The sequence below is a fragment of the Pseudomonas reactans genome, from assembly GCF_013385825.1.
GTDB lineage: Bacteria > Pseudomonadota > Gammaproteobacteria > Pseudomonadales > Pseudomonadaceae > Aquipseudomonas > Aquipseudomonas reactans.
Genome location: NZ_JACAPG010000018.1, coordinates 359739 through 381056, shown reverse-complemented (window position 1 = coordinate 381056; position 21318 = coordinate 359739). Strand labels below are relative to the sequence as shown.

At 60.2% G+C, this 21318-nt stretch carries 19 protein-coding genes; 13 read left to right on the top strand and 6 right to left on the bottom strand.

All coding sequences use genetic code 11. The features are described from left to right. Positions 1-14: 14 nt before the first annotated feature. Entirely contained in the window at positions 15-2339 is a 2325-nt protein-coding gene (mrcB, locus tag HX868_RS22100; RefSeq protein ID WP_177004352.1) for a penicillin-binding protein 1B, read from the bottom strand. Positions 2340-2457: 118 nt separating this feature from the next. Here mrcB and HX868_RS22095 point away from each other — a divergent pair, with 118 nt between their 5' ends. The 3 genes from HX868_RS22095 (at position 2458) to HX868_RS22085 (ending at position 4916) form a co-directional block, all read left to right on the top strand. Further along, on the top strand, positions 2458-4014 hold the full coding sequence (locus HX868_RS22095; protein ID WP_177004351.1) for an AAA family ATPase: 1557 nt from the start codon (positions 2458-2460) through the stop codon (positions 4012-4014). Positions 4015-4107: 93 nt separating this feature from the next. Continuing rightward, positions 4108-4452, top strand: coding sequence for a pentapeptide repeat-containing protein (locus HX868_RS22090; RefSeq protein ID WP_016976848.1), 345 nt, complete (start codon positions 4108-4110; stop codon positions 4450-4452). A 191-nt stretch (positions 4453-4643) separates the two neighbouring features. After that, positions 4644-4916, top strand: a complete 273-nt coding sequence (locus HX868_RS22085; protein WP_010206563.1) for a TfoX/Sxy family protein — start codon at positions 4644-4646, stop codon at positions 4914-4916. A 243-nt stretch (positions 4917-5159) separates the two neighbouring features. Here the strand turns inward: HX868_RS22085 and HX868_RS22080 are convergent, their stop codons facing one another. From HX868_RS22080 to HX868_RS22070, 3 genes are read right to left on the bottom strand one after another with little or no spacing between them, the layout of a single operon-like run. After that, entirely contained in the window at positions 5160-5927 is a 768-nt protein-coding gene (locus tag HX868_RS22080) for a heme ABC transporter ATP-binding protein (protein WP_016976846.1), read from the bottom strand. Beyond that, positions 5927-6964: a FecCD family ABC transporter permease gene (locus HX868_RS22075; RefSeq protein ID WP_177004350.1), complete on the bottom strand. Its 1038-nt coding sequence runs from the start codon at positions 6962-6964 to the stop codon at positions 5927-5929. The genes HX868_RS22080 and HX868_RS22075 overlap by 1 nt, the downstream gene beginning before the upstream one ends. Further along, positions 6961-7839 (bottom strand): heme/hemin ABC transporter substrate-binding protein, encoded by an 879-nt coding sequence (locus HX868_RS22070; protein WP_177004349.1) that lies wholly within the window; start codon positions 7837-7839, stop codon positions 6961-6963. The genes HX868_RS22075 and HX868_RS22070 overlap by 4 nt, the downstream gene beginning before the upstream one ends. 156 nt (positions 7840-7995) lie before the next feature. On the opposite strand from HX868_RS22070, the gene HX868_RS22065 reads away from it, so the two are divergent. Continuing rightward, positions 7996-8313 carry a Rieske (2Fe-2S) protein gene (locus HX868_RS22065; RefSeq protein ID WP_016976843.1) on the top strand — a complete coding sequence of 106 codons (318 nt, stop codon included), beginning with the start codon at positions 7996-7998 and terminating at the stop codon, positions 8311-8313. Here the strand turns inward: HX868_RS22065 and sfsA are convergent. Together sfsA and HX868_RS22055 are read right to left on the bottom strand one after the other, a co-directional pair. Further along, entirely contained in the window at positions 8310-9020 is a 711-nt protein-coding gene (gene sfsA / locus HX868_RS22060; RefSeq protein ID WP_095013561.1) for a DNA/RNA nuclease SfsA, read from the bottom strand. The two genes, HX868_RS22065 and sfsA, sit on opposite strands and share 4 nt — an antisense overlap. Further along, positions 9020-10192, bottom strand: coding sequence for a pyridoxal phosphate-dependent aminotransferase (locus HX868_RS22055; protein WP_177004348.1), 1173 nt, complete (start codon positions 10190-10192; stop codon positions 9020-9022). Before HX868_RS22055 ends, sfsA begins: the two co-directional genes overlap by 1 nt. 319 nt (positions 10193-10511) lie before the next feature. On the opposite strand from HX868_RS22055, the gene dksA reads away from it, so the two are divergent. The 9 genes from dksA (at position 10512) to panC (ending at position 21224) form a co-directional block, all read left to right on the top strand. Further along, positions 10512-10955: an RNA polymerase-binding protein DksA gene (gene dksA / locus HX868_RS22050; protein ID WP_025857127.1), complete on the top strand. Its 444-nt coding sequence runs from the start codon at positions 10512-10514 to the stop codon at positions 10953-10955. An 83-nt stretch (positions 10956-11038) separates the two neighbouring features. After that, on the top strand, positions 11039-11926 hold the full coding sequence (gene gluQRS / locus HX868_RS22045; protein ID WP_177004347.1) for a tRNA glutamyl-Q(34) synthetase GluQRS: 888 nt from the start codon (positions 11039-11041) through the stop codon (positions 11924-11926). Between the two features lie 191 nt (positions 11927-12117). After that, positions 12118-12294 (top strand): hypothetical protein, encoded by a 177-nt coding sequence (locus HX868_RS22040; RefSeq protein WP_003176118.1) that lies wholly within the window; start codon positions 12118-12120, stop codon positions 12292-12294. Next, entirely contained in the window at positions 12278-15232 is a 2955-nt protein-coding gene (locus tag HX868_RS22035) for a sensor histidine kinase (protein WP_177004346.1), read from the top strand. Before HX868_RS22040 ends, HX868_RS22035 begins: the two co-directional genes overlap by 17 nt. A gap of 22 nt (positions 15233-15254) precedes the next feature. Continuing rightward, positions 15255-16682, top strand: a complete 1428-nt coding sequence (locus HX868_RS22030; RefSeq protein ID WP_016976837.1) for a sigma-54-dependent transcriptional regulator — start codon at positions 15255-15257, stop codon at positions 16680-16682. A 697-nt stretch (positions 16683-17379) separates the two neighbouring features. Next, entirely contained in the window at positions 17380-18768 is a 1389-nt protein-coding gene (locus HX868_RS22025; protein ID WP_016976836.1) for a polynucleotide adenylyltransferase PcnB, read from the top strand. Between the two features lie 2 nt (positions 18769-18770). Beyond that, positions 18771-19253, top strand: coding sequence for a 2-amino-4-hydroxy-6-hydroxymethyldihydropteridine diphosphokinase (folK, locus tag HX868_RS22020; RefSeq protein ID WP_177004345.1), 483 nt, complete (start codon positions 18771-18773; stop codon positions 19251-19253). Positions 19254-19575: 322 nt separating this feature from the next. Continuing rightward, a complete protein-coding gene (gene panB, locus HX868_RS22015; protein WP_016976834.1) occupies positions 19576-20376 on the top strand; it encodes a 3-methyl-2-oxobutanoate hydroxymethyltransferase in 801 nt (266 codons plus the stop codon). Then, positions 20373-21224, top strand: coding sequence for a pantoate--beta-alanine ligase (gene panC, locus HX868_RS22010; RefSeq protein ID WP_177004344.1), 852 nt, complete (start codon positions 20373-20375; stop codon positions 21222-21224). Before panB ends, panC begins: the two co-directional genes overlap by 4 nt. The last annotated feature ends 94 nt before the right edge of the window (positions 21225-21318 follow it).

Genomic DNA, 21318 nt, shown 5'->3' with positions numbered 1-21318 from the left:
GAAACCCTCTTTGCTTAATTCATCCAGCCCTTGACCCAATCCATCACCGATTCCGCATCAGCGGGGGCACTGCCACCGCATGCGGCGCCGGGTGGCGGTTCGCTGCCGCGAATATACGGCATCTGTACCGCGCCCGGACAGTTGGCATCGGAGCCCTGCCCCGTGTGCGGATCAATCCAGGCCTGCACGATGTTATCCGGCTGCGGCATATTCAACGGCAGCGGGTCGGCCTTGCGCATGAAACTGGTCCAGACCTGCAGCGCACCGGTAGCACCGGTGAACGGGGTCTTGCCGTTATCGTCACGCCCCAGCCACACCACTGCCAGCACATCCTGGCCGAAACCGGCAAACCAGCTGTCACGCGAATCGTTACTGGTACCCGTCTTGCCCGCCAAGGTCAGGTTCGCCGGCAGCACGCTGTAGACCGAGCGCCCCGTACCTTCACGCATCACGCGCTGCATTGCGTTCTGGATCAGGTAGATGGAGCCCGCATCAAAACGTTGCTGAATCTGGAACGGGTAGCGCTTGAGCGGCTCGCCCTCGGCGGTCAAAACACTGCGGATTCCGCGCATCGGGGTATTGAAACCACCGTTGGCGAGGGTCTGGTACATGGTCGCGACTTCCATCGGGGTCATCGCACCCGCGCCCAGCAGAATCGAAGGGAAGGCCGGGAACTCACGGGTAACGCCCAGCCGCGCAATGGTCTTGAGGACGTTCGGGACGCCGACTTCAAGGCCGAGTCGCGAAGTGGATATGTTGTAGGAGTGCGCAATCCCCTGATACAGGAATACGGTACCGTGAGAGCGGCGGTCGAAATTCTGCGGCGTCCACACCTGACCACCCGCACCTTTGACCGACAGCGGATCATCCGACAACCAACTGGTCAGCGTGTATTTGCTCGGCTTTTCCAAAGCCGTCAGATAGACCGCTGGCTTGACCAGCGAACCGATCGGCCGCACTGCATCCAGCGCACGGTTGAAGCCGGCAAAGCTAGCCTGGCGACTGCCGATCATGGCCTGGACTTCACCGGTTTCCGGGTTGGTCACCACCATGGCCGCTTCGACTTCATCGGAACCTTTACGGCCCGTCAGGCGCTTGAAGGTGTCGTTCACCGACGCTTCGGCCTTCATCTGCAGGATCGGATCGAAACTGGTAAAGATCCGCAGGCCTTCTTCGGTCAAGTCTTCGTCGCGATAGTCTTCACGCAGTTGGCGTTTGACCAGATCGATAAAGCCTGGGAAGGAGCTGTCTGCCAGCTTGCCGCGAGTGGTTACACCCAGTGGCATTTTCTTGGCCGCGGCGACTTGTTCAGCCGTGGCGACGCCCTGCTGCTCAAGTACGTCGAGCACCAAGTTGCGGCGTTCCAGCGCACGCTCGGGATTGCGGCGAGGGTTGTAGTAGGAAGGCCCCTTGACCATGCCCACCAACAACGCGACCTGGTGCAACTTCAATTCGGACAGCGGCTGACCAAAGAAGAACTGGCTGGCCAAACCGAAACCGTGCACGGCGCGCTGCCCATCCTGACCGACGAACACCTCGTTGAGGTACGCCTCAAGGATTTCCTGCTTGCTGTAGTGCAACTCCAGCAGCATCGCCATCATTGCTTCGGTGAGTTTGCGGGTCAGGCTGCGCTCGTTGGTCAGGTAGAAATTCTTGACCAATTGTTGCGTCAGCGTACTGCCGCCCTGGGTCATCTTGCCGCCGGAGGTGTTCACCCAGACTGCGCGGGCAATCGACTTCGGCGACACACCCCAGTGACTGTAGAAATCGCGATCTTCAACGGCAACCAAGGTTTCCAGCAGATACGGTGGCACCTGATCAAGTTTGATCAGGATGCGGTCTTCAAGGTTTTTCGGGTAAATGCCACCGATCATCAACGGTTCGAGGCGAACCACTGGCAACTTTGAACCGTTGAGCGACGACAGTTCAGCTACATAATCGCCAGAGAAGCGCACGCGCACCGGCTGGGCTTTCTCCAGGCCTTCGTAGAACTGGAAGCCACGGGTATTCAGGTCGACAGTGTTACCACTGACGGCTGCGGCCCCCGGACCGTTGCTCACGGGTTCGCGGCGGTAGCCCAAGGCGTCGAGTTCGGTGAGGAAGTCATCCTTGCTCAGCTTCTGGCCGGTGAACAGTTCCAGCGGGCGCGCGTACACCTTGGCCGGAATGGTCCAGCGCTTGCCGGAGAACTTCTCCTGCACCACGGCGTCGAGATACACCGCAAAGCCGGCGAGCACGACGAGGCCTACAAGGCCGAGCTTGAGCGCCCAGCCCAGCCAAGGGCGCAAGCCGCGGGAAGGAGGTTTTTTACGGGAACGGGGAGATCGGGTTCGAGTCATGGCGGCGGATTATACGCACTTTATTGATGATCAACATGAGCCGGACAGCGGTTTGCACGACCGCTCGTAGCGGCCATAATGCCCGCCATGTTTTTCCCCAGACTCTGAAGGATCGCCCGTGAGCCAGTCCCTGATCGCTGCCCTGCAAAACCCGGCTTTATACCCTCACCCGGTTGAAGCGTTCCAAGTCATCGAGACCCATATTTCCTGGGTCGTCCTGACCGGCCCGTACGCCTATAAGCTGAAGAAGCCGATGAACTTCGGCTTTCTCGACTTCACCGACCTGGAAAAACGCGGCCACTTCTGCCGGGAAGAATTACGCCTCAACCAGCGCCTGACCGAAGATTTGTACCTTGAAGTGTTGCCGATCACCGGCACCGCCGAAGCGCCGCAATTGGGCGGCGACGGCCCGGTCGTCGAATACGCGCTGAAAATGCGCCAGTTCCCACAAAGCCAACTGCTCAGCACCTTGCAGGCCAACGGCGAACTGACCAGCGCGCACATCGATGAGATGGCCAAGCAAATCGCGCACTTCCACCTCACGGCGCCAAAAGTCCCGCAGGAACACCCGGCCGGCACCCCGGATGAGGTCATGGCACCGGTTCGCCAGAACTTCGACCAGATCCGTCCGTTCCTCAGCGACAAGGCCGACCTGACTCAGTTGGACGCTCTGCAGGCCTGGGCCGAAAGCAGCTTCGAGCGCCTCAAGCCACTGTTCTCCCAGCGCAAAAAAGACGGTTTCACCCGCGAATGCCACGGTGATATTCACCTGGGCAATGCCACCTTGATCGATGGTCATGTGGTGATCTTCGACTGCATCGAGTTCAACGAGCCGTTCCGCTTCACCGATGTGTATGCCGATACCGGCTTCCTCGCGATGGACCTTGAGGACCGTGGCCTCAAGTCTCTGGCTCGCCGCTTTATCAGTCAGTACCTGGAACTGACCGGTGACTATCAAGGCCTGGAAGTACTGAACTTCTATAAAGCCTATCGTGCTCTGGTCCGCGCCAAGATCGCGCTGTTCAGCATGCCGAGCGAAGCCAGCCCGGTGCAACGCGCCACGACCCTGCGCCAATACCGCAACTACGCCAACCTGGCGGAAAGCTACAGCACCATCCCGTCGCGGTTCCTGGCCATTACCCACGGTGTTTCAGCCGTAGGCAAAAGCCACGTGTCCATGCGCTTGGTGGAAGCATTGGGCGCCGTGCGCTTGCGTTCGGATGTGGAGCGCAAGCGCCTGTTCGGCGAGCAACAGGTGGAAAACACGCCACAGGCTGGTATCTATGCGGCCGACGCCAGTGCGGCAACTTACGCACGCTTGAATGACATTGCCGATACCGTGCTGCGCGCCGGTTACCCGGTGGTGCTGGATGCGACTTTCCTGAAACGCGAACAACGCGATGCAGCGGCCAAGGTAGCTGAAGCCACCGGTGCGCCCTTCCTGATCCTGGATTGCAATGCGCCGCAAGCCGTTATCGCCAGCTGGTTGGCGCAACGTCAGGCGGACAAAAACGATCCTTCCGACGCGACATTGGCGATTATCGAAGAACAGCAGGCCAAGCGTGACCCGCTGACTGCCGAGGAATTACTCCTCAGCAAACGCGTCGAGACCAATGAAAGTGGCACCCTCGATGCGCTGGTGGCGCATATTCGTCAGCGCCTGCCTGGCCTGTAAGAAAAATTTCTTGGTCGTGTCGTCTACTTAGGGGGCACGGCCAAGCAATAGTGGCACTATAATGGCGTCATAAATCCAACAGGAGTCGCCGTCATGAGTCACCCCAAGCTTCTTGATACGCCGCTTTACTCGCTCCTGCATAAAGACGATATCCGTGGCTTCAATCAGGAACGCCCGAAAGATGGCGTCATCGACATGCGTGGTGGCGACTTCCGCGGGCTGGATTTGCGCGAACTGAACACTGCTGGCGTGGACTTCACCGATGCCTACTTCCGTTCCGCCGACCTGCGCGGCCTGGACCTGCGCGACTGCCCACTGGAAGGCGCCAGCCTGGCCCACGCACAGATTTCCGGTACCTACTTCCCGCCAGAACTGACTGCCGATGAGATCCTCATGTCGGTTAATTTCGGGACTCGCCTGCGCTACCGCACCCGCTGAAACCCTCTGCTTAAGCCCCGGTTCGCTCAGCCGAGCCGGGGATTTCCCGCCTGTCTGCCCTCGTCGTACTTATAAGCTTTAGGCCGTTTCCGACTAAAGAACTACGCTTTTCCTACTGAGCGCTACACTCCTTTGCAGGCTTGCCTGGTCTCGATACCCACCGCACCATTCGGCCGTCGCAAGGAGGCTTGATGAACGATGAGCTGCAACACCTGAAAAACCTCGGCAAGACGTCAGCACAGTGGCTGCATGCGGTGGGCATCCACAGCGCGTCGGACTTGCGCCGCCTGGGAGCGGTCGATGCATACCGGGCCGTCAGGACACGCGGATTCCGCGCGTCGAAAGTATTGCTGTATGCAATCGAAGGGGCCCTGATGGATGTGCACTGGAATGACATTCCTGCCGAACGCAAGGAAGCATTGAACCGTCAATTGGACGCGCTATCTGCACGCCAGAAGAATTAGCTCGTGAACTAACCCCAACATCTATAGGCATTCCGAACAAGCGTTTGAGAAAACGCAGAGCACAGGCAAAAACAACTGTTGACTCTCAAATGAGAATCGTTATGATTATCACAACTGATCGCGAGATCAGCCGATAACTGAAAGACCATTGGTTCGGACTCTCAGATTATCTCCTCATCAGGCTAATCACGGTTATTTGACCCGGCTCTTGCCGGGTCTTTTTTTGCCTATAAAAAGCCGACTTCAGCGCGCAATGATCAACGGATGCCCACGCTCCGGGTGTGGTTGCACCAGCACATCCAAGCCAAATACCGCTTTCAACGGTTCAGGCCGCATCACCTGCGCCGGCGTATCCAACGCGTGTGGCCGCCCCGCTTCCAGCAGCAGAATGCGATCGCAGTAACGCGCCGCCAGGTTCAAGTCGTGAAGAATCACCAACACTGCCGCACCCCGATCAGCGAAGGTACGAATAGCCTGTAAGGTGGTGTGTTGATGCAAAGGATCCAGCATCGACGTCGGCTCATCCAACAGCAACGTCTGCCCTGCCTCGCCCGGCCATAACTGCGCCAGCACGCGTGCCAGATGCACCCGCTGGCGCTCGCCACCAGACAGCGCCAGGTAGCTGCGGCCGCTCAAGTGGCCGACATCTGCTGCCTGCAACGCCGCCTCAATGATCTCATCATCGCGGGCTCGCCCGGTCTGATGAGGCAGGCGGCCCATGCCGACCACCTCTTCGACACGGAAAGCAAAGTCCAGCGTCGAGCTTTGCGGCAATACCGCCAGGCGCTGCGCCCGCTGCGCGCCACTCCACTCACTCAACGGGCGTTGATCCAGCCACACGTTGCCTTGGTCGGGGTGCAGCTCACCGCACAACCCACCGAGCAGCGTACTTTTGCCCGCACCATTGGGACCCAACACGCCGAGCACTTCGCCCGGTAACAGGTCGAGGGTGACATCCGCCAATACAGTTTTGCGACCGCGACGGATCTGCAGGTCTTCCACACGCAGCATCAGGCACGCCCCCGCAACAACAGGTAAAGAAAAAACGGCGCGCCGATAAATGCAGTGACGATACCGATCGGCAACTCAGCCGGCGCCAGCGCGAGCCGTGCGACCAGATCGGCAAACAACAACAGGCTCGCACCTGCCAGAACCGATGCCGGCAACAACACCCGATGGTCCGGCCCCGCCAGCAAACGCACCAGATGCGGCACCACCAACCCCACAAAACCGATCATGCCCGCGGCAGCCACCGCAGCCCCGACGCCCAGCGCCGTGCAGAAAACCAGTTCGCGCTTGAGCCCTTCTACATCGATGCCGAGATGATTGGCCTCCGACTCACCGAGCAACAGGGCATTCAGCGCTTTGGCCCGGCGCGGCAGCCACAGCGCCACACCTGCACTCACCAACAACAGCGGCCATAACCGTGAATAGCTGGCACCGTTGAGGCTGCCCAGGTTCCAAAACGTCAGGGTGCGCAAAGTGGCGTCGTCCGCCAGATAGGTAAACAATCCCACGGCCGAACTGGCGAGCGCTGTCAGGGCAATGCCGGCGAGCAGCATGGTTGCGACGTTGGTCTGCCCGTTGCGCCGCCCCAGTCGATAAACCAGCGCGGTGACGCCCAGGCCGCCAAGGAATGCGCAGAGTGACAAAAGATAAGGCCCGAACGCATCGGGCAGCCCACCAAAAAACGAACCGCCGACGATCGCCACCGCAGCCCCCAGCGCAGCACCGCTGGAAACCCCGACTAACCCCGGATCAGCCAGGGGATTGCGAAACAACCCCTGCATCGCCACGCCTGACAAAGCCAACACACCGCCGACAGCCAAGCCCAGCAGCGTACGCGGCAAACGGATCTGCCCCAGGATCAGCTCAGCCTGCTCCAGCCCTTGGGCCTCGATCGGCAACCCCATCAAGCGCAAGGCAGCTTTGAGCGTATCCATCAACGGTAAGCTGACCGGCCCCAGTGCCAGCGAAAGCCAGATCGCCAAGACACACAACAGCGCCAGCCCAACAAACAGCGTCTTCGGTTTTACCAGAGTGGTCATGGGGCTGGCTTGGCCTGGGACGGGTAAAACCCGGCAGACAGGTCAGCGAGGCTTTGTGGCAAACGCGGCCCAAGCCCGCCGACCAGCAAGGTAGGATCCACCTCAAATACCCGCCCAGCCTTGGCCGCCGGCGTGGACGCCAGGATCGGATTCTCCTTGAACAGTGCCGCACGCGCCGCATCTCCGGTCAGGGCACGATCGGCAAACACCAGCACATCCGGGCTCAACCCCGCCAACGACTCCACCGAAAACGGTTTGTAGCCCGTATGCGTCGCCAGATTGCGCCCGCCCGCCTGCTGCAACATCCAGTCAGCCGCCGTGTCTTTGCCAGCGATCAGTGGCTTGCCGCCTGCATGACCCAGCAACAGCAATACGCCGGGGGCCTTTTGGGTGGCCTGAGCCTTGGTGACCCAGCGTTTCTGCTGGTCCAGCGCCTGCTCATATCCGGTAAACAATTCGTTGGCCTTGGCCTCGGCGCCCAGCAACTTGCCCAAGTGCTGAAGGTTGCCCTTCAGCGTCGGCAAGTCAGGCTCCGCCGAAAACATCTCCACCTGCACACCTGCGCTGCGAATCTGCGCCAGTATCGGCGGCGGGCCCATTTCCTCAGTACCTACCAACACCTGCGGGCGCAAACTCAAGATGCCCTCGGCGGATAACTGTCGCTGGTAACCAATGCTCGGCAACGCCTTGAGAGACTCAGGGTGCTGGCTGGTGGTATCCACCCCCACCAACTTCGACTCGCCGCCCAGCGCCGTTACCCACTCCGACAGCGCCCCACCGGCACTGACCCAGCGTTGTGGCAGTTCAGAGGCTTGAGCCCCCGGGTTGACCAGCAGTCCGACAACAAGCGCAATAGCGCTGGCACTCAGGCGCATAACAGGGTTTCCTTCCAAGGGCAGGGCCGCTCAAACGCTCATCAATGTGACAGATAACCCCTGCCCCGCATCGTATTGAGCGCCCGGTCAGCTAACGGGCGAAGCCGGCATTTGATAATTGTTTGCATTTGAACGTCAAGGCACTTAAGGATTGAAATGAAGTTTCTCTGCTCCTCCGATACCCTCGCGCCAGACAGCAGCCTCGGTTTTGAAATCGATGGTTGCAAATTGTTGGCCGTGCGCCGGGACGGCATTGCCTACTTCTATATCAATCGCTGCCCCCATCGTGGCATTCCACTTGAATGGCAGCCCGACCGGTTTCTCGACGACAGTGCCAGCATGATCCAGTGCGCCACCCACGGCGCGCTGTTCCTGATCGAGAACGGCGAGTGCATCGCAGGCCCTTGCGCCGGGCAAAGCCTGACCGCCTTGCCTGGACGCGAAGACGCCCAGGGGCTGTGGGTGCAACTCTAGTCGAGGAGCACGTCCAGGCGCCGGTCCACACAAATTTCTTCGGCTGTCACGCGCACGCCATACGCCAGCACTTCCACGCCGGCCGCCTTGGCTTCGCGCAGGGCAGCAGCGTAGGCCGCGTCGATCTCCACGGCCGGGCGCACAGCATCAATCCCCGAGAGGTTGACGCAATACAACTGCACCGCTCGCACACCGTCACGCGCCAGATGGGCCAGTTCGCGCAAATGCTTGGCGCCACGCTGGGTCACTGCATCCGGGAAAGCGGCAACCGAAGTGCCGTCAAAACCCAGGGTTACACTTTTGACTTCGACGTAGGCCGCACCGTCGGGATAGTCCAGGCGGAAGTCGATGCGGCTTTTCTCCTGACCATAAGGCACTTCGCGCTTCAAGGCGGTAAAACCGTTCAGCTCGGTGATGACACCCGCACGTAACGCCTCCTCGACCAACTGATTGGCACGCGCCGTGTTCACACACGCCAAGCGACCCTGGGGCGTCTCGGCGATTTCCCAGGTGCCCGGCAACTTGCGCTTGGGGTCATTGGAGCGACTGAACCAGACCTGCCCACCTTCGACCATGCAATTGAGCATCGAGCCGGTGTTGGGGCAATGAATGGTCAACAACTCGCCGGTAACGGTTTCGATATCGGTAAGAAAACGCTTGTAGCGACGAATCAGCCGCGCTTCTTCGAGGGGAGGATGAAAGCGCATCAGCCTTGCCAGCTCCGTAAGCCACGGGCGATCCGCTCTACCGCTTCCTGTAGCCGATCGAGGTTTTGCGTGTAAGCAAAACGCACATGGTGGCCGGCTTGATAGCGACCAAAATCCAGGCCGGGCGTAAACGCCACATGTTCGGTTTCGAGGAAGTGACGGCAGAATGCGAAGGCATCACCGCCGAACGCGCTGATATCGGCATATAAATAGAACGCGCCCTCCGGCTCGACCGCGATGCCAAACCCAAGCTCGCGCAAGGCGGGCAGCAGGAAGTCGCGACGATGGCCGAACTCAGCGCGGCGCTCTTCCAGAATGCTAAGGGTTTGCGGGGTAAAACAGGCCAATGCCGCATGCTGGGCCATGCTAGGCGCACTGATGTAGAGATTTTGCGCGAGTTTCTCCAATTCACCCACCGCCGCCGGCGGTGCCACCAGCCAACCCAGGCGCCAACCGGTCATGCCGAAATACTTCGAAAAACTATTCAGGACGAATGCATCGTCGTCGACTTCCAGCACGCTGGCCGCATCGGTGCCATAGGTGAGGCCATGGTAAATCTCGTCCACCACCAAATGACCGTTGCGCGCCTTGATCGCGCCGGAAAGCTCGGCCAATTCGTCGCGTGTGAGGATCGTGCCGGTCGGGTTGGCCGGGGATGCCACCAATGCGCCCACACTGTCCTGATCCCAGTGTTTGGCCACTAGGTCAGCGGTCAACTGATAGCGCACTTCAGGACCGACCGGCACCAGCTGCGCCGCGCCCTCCACCAATCGCAGGAAGTGACGATTGCAGGGGTAGCCAGGGTCGGCGAGCAGCCAATGCTTGCCCGGGTCCACCAGCAAACTGCTGGCGAGCAGCAATGCGCCGGAGCCGCCGGGCGTGATCAGGATACGCTCGGGGTCCACGTCCAACCCATAGCGCTGCTGGTAGAAACCGCTGATGGCCTCGCGCAACTCGGGCAAGCCACGGGCGGCGGTATAGCGCGTCTTGCCGTTGGCCAACGCTGCCTGGCCGGCCTGGATGATCGGCTCGGCGGTGGTGAAGTCCGGCTCGCCGATTTCCAAGTGAATCACGTCATGGCCGGCGGCCTGAAGCTCATTGGCGCGCGCCAGCAATGCCATGACATGAAAAGGTTCGATGGCGCGACTGCGCGCACTGTAGGGCTGAGCCATTAGCCTTCCTTAACGGTGAGGACAAATTCTGGATTCTACCGAACCCGCGCCGTAAAACATGTTCTATTGCCTGCCCGACGGCCTGTGCCGTCCGGGCAAGTGCCCGCAAAACGACTAAAATCAACATTCGAGAGGATACATACCCAGTCACGACGGGCTGTCGCAGTTTGCGACACTGACGCGATGGGCCTCGACAACCGGGAGTGGCGCACCCCGAATCTATCTGGTAAGTTCGCCCGCTTGCAGCCGCAGGGCCGGCAGGTGTCGGTGACGTTGCAATCCTGCGCAATGGATTAGAAGAGTGAGAGGCGGTCTATTCATGTCCACCCAAGCAAAGCAACAGCAGACTCAAGGCCTCAATGGCTTCGAACCTTACGTAGAAAAGAAAGGTGAGGAGTACATGGGCGAGCCCATGCGCGAGCACTTCACCAAAATCCTGAACAAGTGGAAACAGGACTTGATGCAGGAGGTCGACCGTACGGTTGACCATATGAAGGACGAAGCAGCCAACTTCCCTGACCCGGCCGACCGTGCCAGCCAGGAAGAAGAATTCGCCCTTGAACTGCGCGCCCGTGATCGCGAGCGCAAGTTGATCAAGAAGATCGACAAGACGCTGCAGCTGATCAAGGACGAAGAATATGGCTGGTGCGAGTCCTGCGGTGTCGAGATCGGCATCCGTCGCCTGGAAGCCCGCCCAACCGCGGACCTCTGCGTAGACTGCAAGACCTTGGCTGAAATCAAGGAAAAACAGGTCGGCAAGTAATCCCGCCGAGCTGAACGAATGGGGCGTGCGAACGCCCCATTTTTGTTGCTGGCGTTTACCGAATTTCCAGTAGTATCCGGCCCATGACAGCCTCTACCTATATTGGGCGCTTTGCCCCCACACCCAGCGGCCACTTGCATTTCGGCTCCCTGGTCGCCGCCCTTGCCTCCTACCTCGACGCCCGCGCCAACCATGGCCTATGGCTGATGCGTATGGAAGACCTCGACCCACCCCGTGAAGAACCTGGCGCACAGGCAGCAATCCTGCACGCGCTGGAAAGCTATGGCTTCGAGTGGGACGGTGGACTGGTCCGGCAAAGCGAGCGGCACGAGGCCTACGCCAAAGTACTGAACGACCTGTTCAACCACGGCCTGGCATACGCTTGTACCTGCTCACGCAAACAGCTTGAACCCTACAACGGCATCTATCCGGGTCTGTGCCGCAATGCTGGCCACGACCAACAAGATGGGGCCATCCGTCTGCGTGTTCCCGAGCTTGAGTACCACTTTACTGACCGCGTCCAAGGCGAATTCCGACAGCACCTGGGCCGCGATGTAGGCGATTTCGTCATCCGTCGCCGCGACGGCCTGTACGCCTATCAACTGGCCGTGGTGCTCGACGATGCGTGGCAAGGTGTGACCGATATCGTGCGTGGCGCCGACCTGCTGGACTCGACGCCACGCCAACTCTACCTGCAAGAACTGCTCGGCCTGCGCCAACCGCGCTACCTGCACGTGCCGCTGATCATCCAGCCGGACGGCAATAAACTGGGTAAATCCTACCGTTCCCCGCCGTTGACACCCGACCAGGCCACGCCTTTGCTACTGAGGGCATTGCGCGCCCTCGGCCAGCAACCCAGTGACGAACTGTTGCACGCCAGCCCGAGGGAACTGCTGGATTGGGGCATTGCGCACTGGGATGCCACGCAGATCCCGCGCACACTCACGCTGGCCGAAGCACAATTGAGCTGAAGGCGCTTGCAGCTTGCCAAGCATCCGTTACCATCGCCGCAACTTTCACACTGTAGGAGCGAGCTTGCTCGCGAAAATCGTCAAGGCGCCACGCTCATCCAGGATGGACGCGTTATCGTTAACGACCTTCGCCGGCAAGCCAGCTCCTACAGTAAAGCGTGGCATTTTCGAGTTCTCAATCAGAGGCCAACATGTACATCTATCGATTGGTCCTGCTGCTGGTCGTCGGGATCTACCTGTTCTCCCCCGCCATCATGGATTGGTGGATCGACGCCACGGGCGCTTGGTATCGCCCTTATCTGCTGTGGTTGATCCTGATCGTCGTGACTTTCATCCTGCAGAGCCAAAAAGATGCCGATGAGCTTTAGCCTCACCCAGATGCTGCTGATCAGCGCCGCCTACCTGGCCGCGTTGTTCGGAGTCGCCTGGATCAGTGAGCGCGGAATGATTCCGCGGGCGATCATTCGCCATCCGTTGACCTACACCTTGTCCCTCGGCGTATACGCCAGTGCCTGGGCGTTCTATGGCACCGTGGGCCTGGCCTATCAGTACGGTTATGGCTTTCTGTCCAGCTACCTCGGGGTCTCCGGCGCATTTCTGCTGGCGCCGGTGCTGCTGTACCCGATCCTGAAGATCACCCGCACCTACCAATTGTCTTCCCTGGCCGACCTGTTTGCCTTCCGCTTTCGCAGCACTTGGGCCGGCGCGCTGACCACTATTTTCATGCTGATCGGCGTGTTGCCGTTGCTGGCCCTGCAAATTCAGGCCGTAGCCGATTCCATCAGCATCCTGACCCGCGAGCCGGTGCAACACCGCGTCGCGCTGGCCTTCTGCGCGTTGATCACGCTGTTCACGATTTTCTTCGGCTCGCGCCATATCGCCACCCGCGAAAAACACGAAGGCCTGGTATTTGCGATTGCCTTCGAGTCGGTGATCAAGCTGATCGCCATCGGCGGCGTCGGCCTCTATGCGCTCTACGGCGTGTTCGATGGCCCACAGCAGCTTGAGCTTTGGTTGCTGCAAAACCAGACCGCCCTCGCCGCCCTGCACACGCCGCTGCAGGAAGGCCCGTGGCGCACGTTGCTGCTGGTGTTTTTCGCCTCGGCCATCGTGATGCCGCACATGTACCACATGACCTTCACCGAGAACCTCAACCCGCGCTCGCTGGTCAGCGCCAGCTGGGGCTTGCCGTTGTTCCTGCTGTTGATGAGCCTGGCGGTGCCGCTGATCCTGTGGGCCGGTTTAAAACTGGGGGCCACCACCAACCCTGAATACTTCACCCTCGGCATCGGCATTGCGGCCAATAGTCCGGCACTGGCGATGCTCGCCTATGTCGGTGGTTTGTCGGCGGCGAGCGGGTTGATCATCGTCACGACCCTGGCACTGTCCGGCATGGCGCTCAACCACCTGGTGCTGCCGCTGTACCAGCCGCCGGCCGAGGGCAATATCTACCGCTGGCTGAAATGGACACGCCGCGCGCTGATCGTCGCGATCATCATGGCCGGCTACGGGTTCTACCTGTTGCTGGGTGCCGGGCAGGACCTGGCCAACCTGGGTATCGTCGCATTTGTCGCCACCTTGCAGTTCCTGCCGGGCGTGTTGTCGGTGCTGTACTGGCCGACCGCCAATCGCCGTGGCTTCATCGCTGGTTTGCTGGCCGGGATCCTGGTGTGGATCGTGACCATGCTGTTGCCGCTGGTCGGTAACCTGCAGGGCTTCTACATCCCGCTGCTGAACATGATCTACGTGCTCGATGACACCAGTTGGCACATGGCCGCGATTGCCTCCCTGGCCGCCAACGTCCTGATGTTCACCCTGATTTCCCTGTTCACCAACGCCAGCCCGGAAGAAACCAGCGCCGCCGAAGCGTGCGCGGTGGATAACGTGCGTCGTCCGCAACGCCGCGAACTGCACGCGGCATCACCCCAGGAGTTCGCCACGCAACTGGCCAAGCCCCTCGGCGCCAAGGCGGCGCAGAAGGAAGTTGAACAGGCGCTGCGTGATCTGTATCTGCCATTCGATGAACGGCGCCCCTACGCCCTGCGCCGTCTGCGTGACCGCATTGAAGCCAACCTGTCCGGCTTGATGGGGCCGAGCGTGTCCCAGGACATGGTGGAAACCTTCCTGCCCTATAAAGCCGGCGGCGAAAACTATGTGACCGAAGACATCCATTTCATCGAAAGCAGGCTGGAGGATTACCACTCACGCCTCACCGGTCTCGCCGCCGAACTCGATGCCTTGCGCCGCTACCACCGCCAGACCTTGCAGGAATTGCCCATGGGCGTGTGCTCCCTGGCCAAGGACCAAGAGATCCTAATGTGGAACAAGGCCATGGAAGAACTCACTGGCATCGCCGCGCAGCGGGTCGTCGGTTCACGCCTCAATACGTTGGGCGATCCCTGGAAAGAATTGCTGCAAGGTTTTATCAACCTGCCCGACGAGCACTTGCACAAGCAGCACCTGGCACTCGACGGCCAGACACGCTGGCTCAACCTGCACAAAGCCGCTATCGACGAGCCCCTGGCACCCGGTAACAGCGGCCTGGTGTTGCTGGTCGAAGACCTGACCGAAACCCAGATGCTCGAAGACAAACTAGTGCATTCCGAGCGCCTGGCCAGCATTGGCCGGCTGGCGGCGGGCGTGGCCCATGAAATCGGCAACCCGATCACCGGTATCGCCTGCCTGGCGCAGAACCTGCGGGAAGAGCGCGAAGAAGACGGCGAAATCACCGAGATCAGCGGGCAGATCCTCGAACAGACCAAGCGCGTTTCTCGCATCGTGCAGTCGCTGATGAGCTTCGCCCACGCCGGCGCCCATCAGAACCAGGACGAAGCGGTATGCCTCGCCGAAGTGGCGCAGGATGCCATTGGGCTGCTGGCCTTGAACCGGCGCAACTTCGAAGTACAGTTCTTCAATTTATGCGATCCCGACCACTGGGTGGATGGCGACTCACAACGTCTGGCCCAAGTGCTGATCAACCTGCTGTCCAACGCCCGTGACGCCACTCCGGCCGGCGGTGCGGTACGCGTCAAGACCGAGGCTTTCGAACATACGGTCGATCTGATCGTCGAAGATGAAGGTAGCGGTATTCCACAGAACATCATGGACCGATTGTTCGAACCCTTCTTCACCACCAAGGACCCAGGTGAAGGTACCGGTCTGGGCCTTGCACTGGTCTATTCCATCGTTGAAGAGCATTATGGACAAATCACCATCGACAGCCCGGCTGACACCGAAAGCCAACGCGGCACCCGTATTCGGGTGACCTTGCCGCGTCATGTCGAAGCGACGTCCGCTGTGAACTGAGACCGTCGAGAGAATTGAATCAATGCCGCACATTTTGATCGTCGAAGACGAAACCATTATCCGCTCTGCCTTGCGTCGCCTGCTTGAACGTAATCAGTACCAGGTCAGCGAAGCCGGCTCGGTGCAGGAAGCCCAGGAGCGTTTCAGCATTCCCACGTTCGACCTGATTGTCAGTGACCTGCGCCTGCCTGGCGCGCCTGGCACCGAGTTGATCAAGCTCGGCCAGGGCACCCCGGTGCTGATCATGACCAGCTACGCCAGCCTGCGCTCGGCGGTCGACTCCATGAAGATGGGCGCGGTGGACTACATCGCCAAGCCTTTCGACCATGACGAGATGCTCCAGGCCGTGGCTCGCATCCTGCGTGACCGTCAGTCGGCCAGCAGCGCGCCGGCCGAACAGCGTCCTGCGGGCAAAGCCGCCGACAAGCCAGGCGTCGACAACAGCAACGGCGAGATCGGCATCATCGGCTCCTGCCCACCGATGCAGGACCTGTACGGCAAGATCCGCAAAGTCGCGCCGACGGACTCGAATGTCTTGATCCAGGGCGAGTCCGGCACCGGTAAAGAACTGGTGGCCCGTGCCCTGCACAATCTGTCCAAGCGTGCCAAGGCGCCGATGATCTCGGTGAACTGCGCAGCGATCCCCGAATCCCTGATCGAGTCCGAACTGTTCGGCCACGAGAAAGGCGCGTTTACCGGCGCCAGCGCCGGGCGGGCGGGCCTGGTGGAAGCGGCGGACGGCGGCACGCTGTTCCTCGATGAAATCGGTGAGCTGCCACTGGAAGCACAAGCGCGGTTACTGCGTGTGCTACAGGAAGGTGAAATTCGCCGCGTGGGCTCGGTGCAGTCGCAGAAGGTCGATGTGCGTCTGATCGCGGCGACTCACCGCGACCTCAAGAGCCTGGCCAAGATCGGCCAGTTCCGTGAAGACTTGTATTACCGCCTGCACGTGATCGCTCTCAAACTGCCGGCCCTGCGTGAGCGTGGCGCCGACGTCAACGAGATCGCCAACGCTTTCCTGCTGCGCCAGAGCGCGCGCATCAACCGTACCGACCTCAAGTTTGCGCCAGACGCCGAGCAAGCGATTCGCCATTACTCGTGGCCGGGTAACGTGCGGGAGCTGGAGAATGCGGTGGAGCGTGCGGTGATCCTGTCGGAGAGCCCGGAGATTTCCGCCGAACTGCTGGGCATCGATATCGAGCTGAGCGACCTGGAGGACGACGACTTCATCGGCCTGGCCCCACAGCAGGGCGGTAGCAATACCAGCCATGAACCGACGGAAGATTTGTCACTGGAAGATTACTTCCAGCATTTCGTCCTTGAGCACCAGGACCATATGACCGAGACCGAACTGGCGCGCAAACTGGGCGTTAGCCGTAAATGCCTGTGGGAACGCCGCCAGCGCCTGGGCATTCCACGGCGCAAGACCGGTGTGGCCAGCGAGAGTTGAGGGCGCGCGCCCACAGGTAACACCCACAGATGTGAAAAAACTGTTACCGCGGATATTTCGCGTAACAAAAGCCGGGGCTTACGGTAACGAAGCCCCGGCTTTTTTTGGCCCGTCAAAAACCCGAAACCGCCTCAACCCCCTGATTTTGCTGGGTGGCGCAAAAGTTGGCACGCACCCTGCTATATGCTTAGTACAAAAACAATAACAAGCTTTGTACAAGACAATAAAAATAAGACGAATCGACTCACGCATAACAAAAACAACACGGCGGAGGCGCAGCTAACTGATTCTTTTGGAGAGGCGTTGCATTTGGGGCTTGCCCCGCAACCAGGCCGAGAACAACAAAAACTGCCCTAAGGCAGAGCCTGAACTGGTTGGATCGTAGATCAGCAACACAGCGACCAAAGCAATCCGTTTGCTCTTGACTCCCAATTGGGAGTGTCATGAAAGTGAAGCTTCATGACGAGGGCGATCAACAAAAACAAGAAGCCCGAAATCAATAATAAAAATAGAGCACGCAACTACTTCTGGGGGAGCTTCGGCTCCCCTTGTAGTTTCTGCGATTTGACCTCTCAAGGCTTATGGCGCAATGCCTGTAGCTTGTTCCTACACCATCCCCTGACTAAATGCTAGAATCCCCGCCCATCATGCGGTCATTCTTCGTTATGGCCGAACATTCCTTCAAACAGTGCATCCCATGCTGAAGAAGTTGTTCCAGTCATTCCGTTCTCCCTTGCGTCGTACGCAACACAAACGCAGCACGCCTGAAGTGCTCAACAGCAGCCAGCATTCGCTGCAGCGCGCTCAATTCAGCCGTTATGCAGTGAACATCGTCGAACGTTTGCAGAACGCCGGCTACCAGGCTTACCTGGTGGGCGGGTGCGTACGCGACATGCTGCTCAATATCACGCCCAAGGACTTCGACGTCGCCACCAGCGCCACGCCTGAGCAAGTGCGTGCGGAATTCCGCAACGCGCGGATCATCGGCCGACGCTTCAAGCTGGTGCATATCCACTTCGGTCGCGAAATCATTGAAGTCGCAACGTTCCGCGCCGGTCACCCGCAAAACGATGAAGAGGAAGACACCAATCAGTCCTCCCGCAACGAAAGCGGGCGCATCCTGCGCGACAACGTCTACGGCACCCTGGAAGAAGACGCGCAACGCCGCGACTTCACCATCAACGCCCTGTATTACGACCCGGTCAGCGAGCGCATCCTCGATTACGCCAATGGCGTACACGATATTCGCAATAACCTGATCCGCCTGATCGGCGACCCGGTCCAGCGTTACCAGGAAGACCCGGTACGCATGCTGCGAGCCGTGCGGTTTGCCGCCAAGCTGAACTTCGGCATCGAGCGCCATACCGCTGCGCCGATTCGCGAACTGGCGCCAATGCTGCGGGAGATCCCCTCGGCACGCCTGTTCGAAGAAGTGCTCAAGCTGTTCCTCTCAGGTCATGCCGCCGACACCTTTGAAATGCTGGTGGACCTGCAGTTGTTCGATCCATTGTTCCCGGCCAGCGCCGAGGCTTTGGAATATAACCCGACGTACACTCACACCCTGATCAGCGAGGCGCTGATCAATACCGACTTGCGCATCAAGCAGAACAAGCCGGTCACCCCGGCGTTCCTGTTTGCCGCGCTGTTGTGGCCAGCCTTGCCTAAACGCGTACTGCGCCTGCAGGAGCGCGGCATGCCGCCGATCCCGGCCATGCAGGAAGCTGCGCATGAGCTGATCGCCGAACAGTGCCAGCGCATCGCCATTCCGAAACGCTTCACGATGCCGATCCGCGAGATCTGGGACATGCAGGAGCGTCTGCCACGCCGCAGCGGCAAACGCGCCGACCTGTTGCTGGACAACCCGCGCTTCCGCGCCGGCTACGACTTCCTGCTGCTGCGTGAAAGCGCTGGCGAGCAGACCGATGGCCTGGGCGAATGGTGGACCGATTACCAGGACGCCAATGACAGCGAGCGCCGCGACATGATTCGTGACCTCGGCAGCAAAGGCGACGGCGAAGGCCCGAAGAAGCGTCGTCGCAGTGGCAGCAAGCGCAAGCGCAGTTCGGCTGACGCCTCGGGCGAATAAACGTGGAACGCATCTACATCGGCATGGGCAGCAACCTGGCTGCCCCGGACCAGCAATTGCGCAGCGCTATCGAAGCACTGGCGCAGTTGCCGGGCACCACGGTCGCTGGTGTGTCCGCCTTTTATCAAAGTGACTCCCTGCTCCCAGGCCAGCCGCGCTACACCAATGCGGTTGCCGCCCTGGACAGCGATTTGGCGCCCCTTGAGTTGCTGGATGCACTGCAAACCATCGAAAACGACCAGGGCCGCGAACGCCTTGAGCGCTGGGGCCCGCGCACGCTCGACCTGGACATCTTGCTGTTTGGCGATCACCTGATCGACGAACCGCGCCTCAAGGTCCCGCACTATCAGATGCACCTGCGTGCTTTTGTGTTGTACCCGTTGGCCGAACTGGCGCCCGCCACTCTGCAATTACCCAATAGCCAGCAACTAAGTGACCTACTGGCTGCGTGCCCATTCGTCGGACTGGAACGCCTCCCCCTGTAGGAGCGAGCTTGCTCGCGAAAATCGTTAACGATAACGCGCGCAACCTGATTCAACGCGGGGCCAACACGTTCTTCGCGAGCAAGCTCGCTCCTACAATCGCGTCAGTAACAGCGGTAACACCGCCATCGTAACAATGCGGTAACACATCCAATTGACTTCCCGTGTCCTCCTCACGACTATAGGCGTCCCGCTGCCGCCAACCCGGCGCTAAAGGGCGCAATCCAGGCCATATAAGCACTGCTCTCAAGACCGTGCGCCTGTATAAACGAAGACTCACGCGCGTTACTCGCTGTTTCCAAGCGCCTGAATGAGGACCCTTTTCATGCCAGACATTACCCTGACCACCTTGCAGAGCCTCAAGCTCAAAGGTGAAAAAATCGCCATGCTGACCTGCTATGACGCCACCTTCGCCCACGCCAGTTGCCAGGCCGGGGTTGAAGTGTTGCTGGTGGGCGACTCCCTGGGCATGGTTCTTCAAGGGAATGACAGCACCCTACCCGTCACCACCGATGAACTTGCGTACCACACCGCCAGCGTCAAGCGCGGTAACGATGGCGCCTTCATCATCGCCGACCTGCCGTTCATGGGTTACGCGACACTCGAACAGACCTTCCAGAATGCCGGCAAGCTGATGCAAGCCGGGGCGCACATGATCAAAGTCGAAGGCGCAGTGTGGCTGGCCGAGTCGATCCGCCTGCTGGCGGAACGCGGCGTGCCGGTGTGCGCACACATGGGCCTGACGCCACAGTCGGTGAACATCCTCGGCGGCTACAAGGTACAAGGCCGCAATGAGGCCCAGGCGCGGCAGATGCGCGCGGATGCCATCGCTCTGGAACAGGCTGGCGCGGCAATGATCCTGCTCGAATGCGTGCCGAGCGAACTGGCGGCAGAAATCACCCAGGCCGTCAAAGTGCCGGTGATCGGGATTGGCGCAGGCTCGGCCACCGATGGCCAGGTGCTGGTGCTGCACGACATGCTCGGCCTGTCGATCAGCGGCCGTGTGCCGAAGTTCGTCAAGAACTTCATGGCCGGCCAGGACAGCATTCACGCCGCATTGAGCGCCTACGTCGCCGAAGTCAAAGGCGTGACCTTCCCTGGCGCTGAACACGGATTCTCTGCATGAACACCGTAAGAACCGTACGTGAACTGCGAGCCGCCGTTACCCACGCCCGCAATGCCGGCAAGCGCATTGGCTTTGTGCCGACCATGGGCAACCTGCACAGCGGCCATGCCACGTTGGTGACCAAGGCCGCCCAGCAGGCGGATTTCGTGGTCGCCAGCATCTTCGTCAACCCGCTGCAGTTTGGTGCTGGCGAAGACTTGGACAAGTATCCACGCACCCTGGCCGCCGACCAGGAAAAGCTGCTGCAAGCAGGTTGCAACCTGTTGTTTGCGCCCACCGTCGAGGAAATGTACCCCGGCGGCATGACCGGCCAGACGCGCGTCAGCGTGCCGCAATTGTCTGAAGGCCTGTGCGGCGCCAGCCGTCCCGGGCATTTCGAAGGCGTGGCGACGGTGGTCAGCAAGCTGTTCAACATGGTTCAGCCGGACATGGCGGTGTTTGGCCAGAAGGATTACCAGCAACTGGCCGTGATCCGCGCCATGGTCCACGACCTGAACATGCCGATCCAGATCATCGGCGAGCCCACCGTGCGCGCCGAGGACGGCCTCGCGCTGTCGTCGCGCAACGGCTACCTCACCGACGAGCAACGCGCCATTGCGCCGGTGCTGTACCGCAGCCTCAGCCAGATTGGCGCCGCGATCAAAGCCGGTGACCACGACTTCGGCAAGCTGCGCGCCGAACAGGTCCAGCAGATCGAAGCCGCCGGGTTGCGCCTGGACTACCTCGAAGTGCGCCAAGGCGTGCATTTGCGCCCGGCCACGGCCGAAGATCGGGATATCGTGATCCTGGTAGCCGCCTATCTCGGCGCTACCCGACTCATCGACAACCTGCACCTGACCCTCGACTGACCCCTTTCAGTCACCTTCCTCGCTGCGTCAATAAAAAGGGCCGGTATAAAAAAGTACCGGCCTTAGCGCAGACAAAGCCAAGACATATCGACAC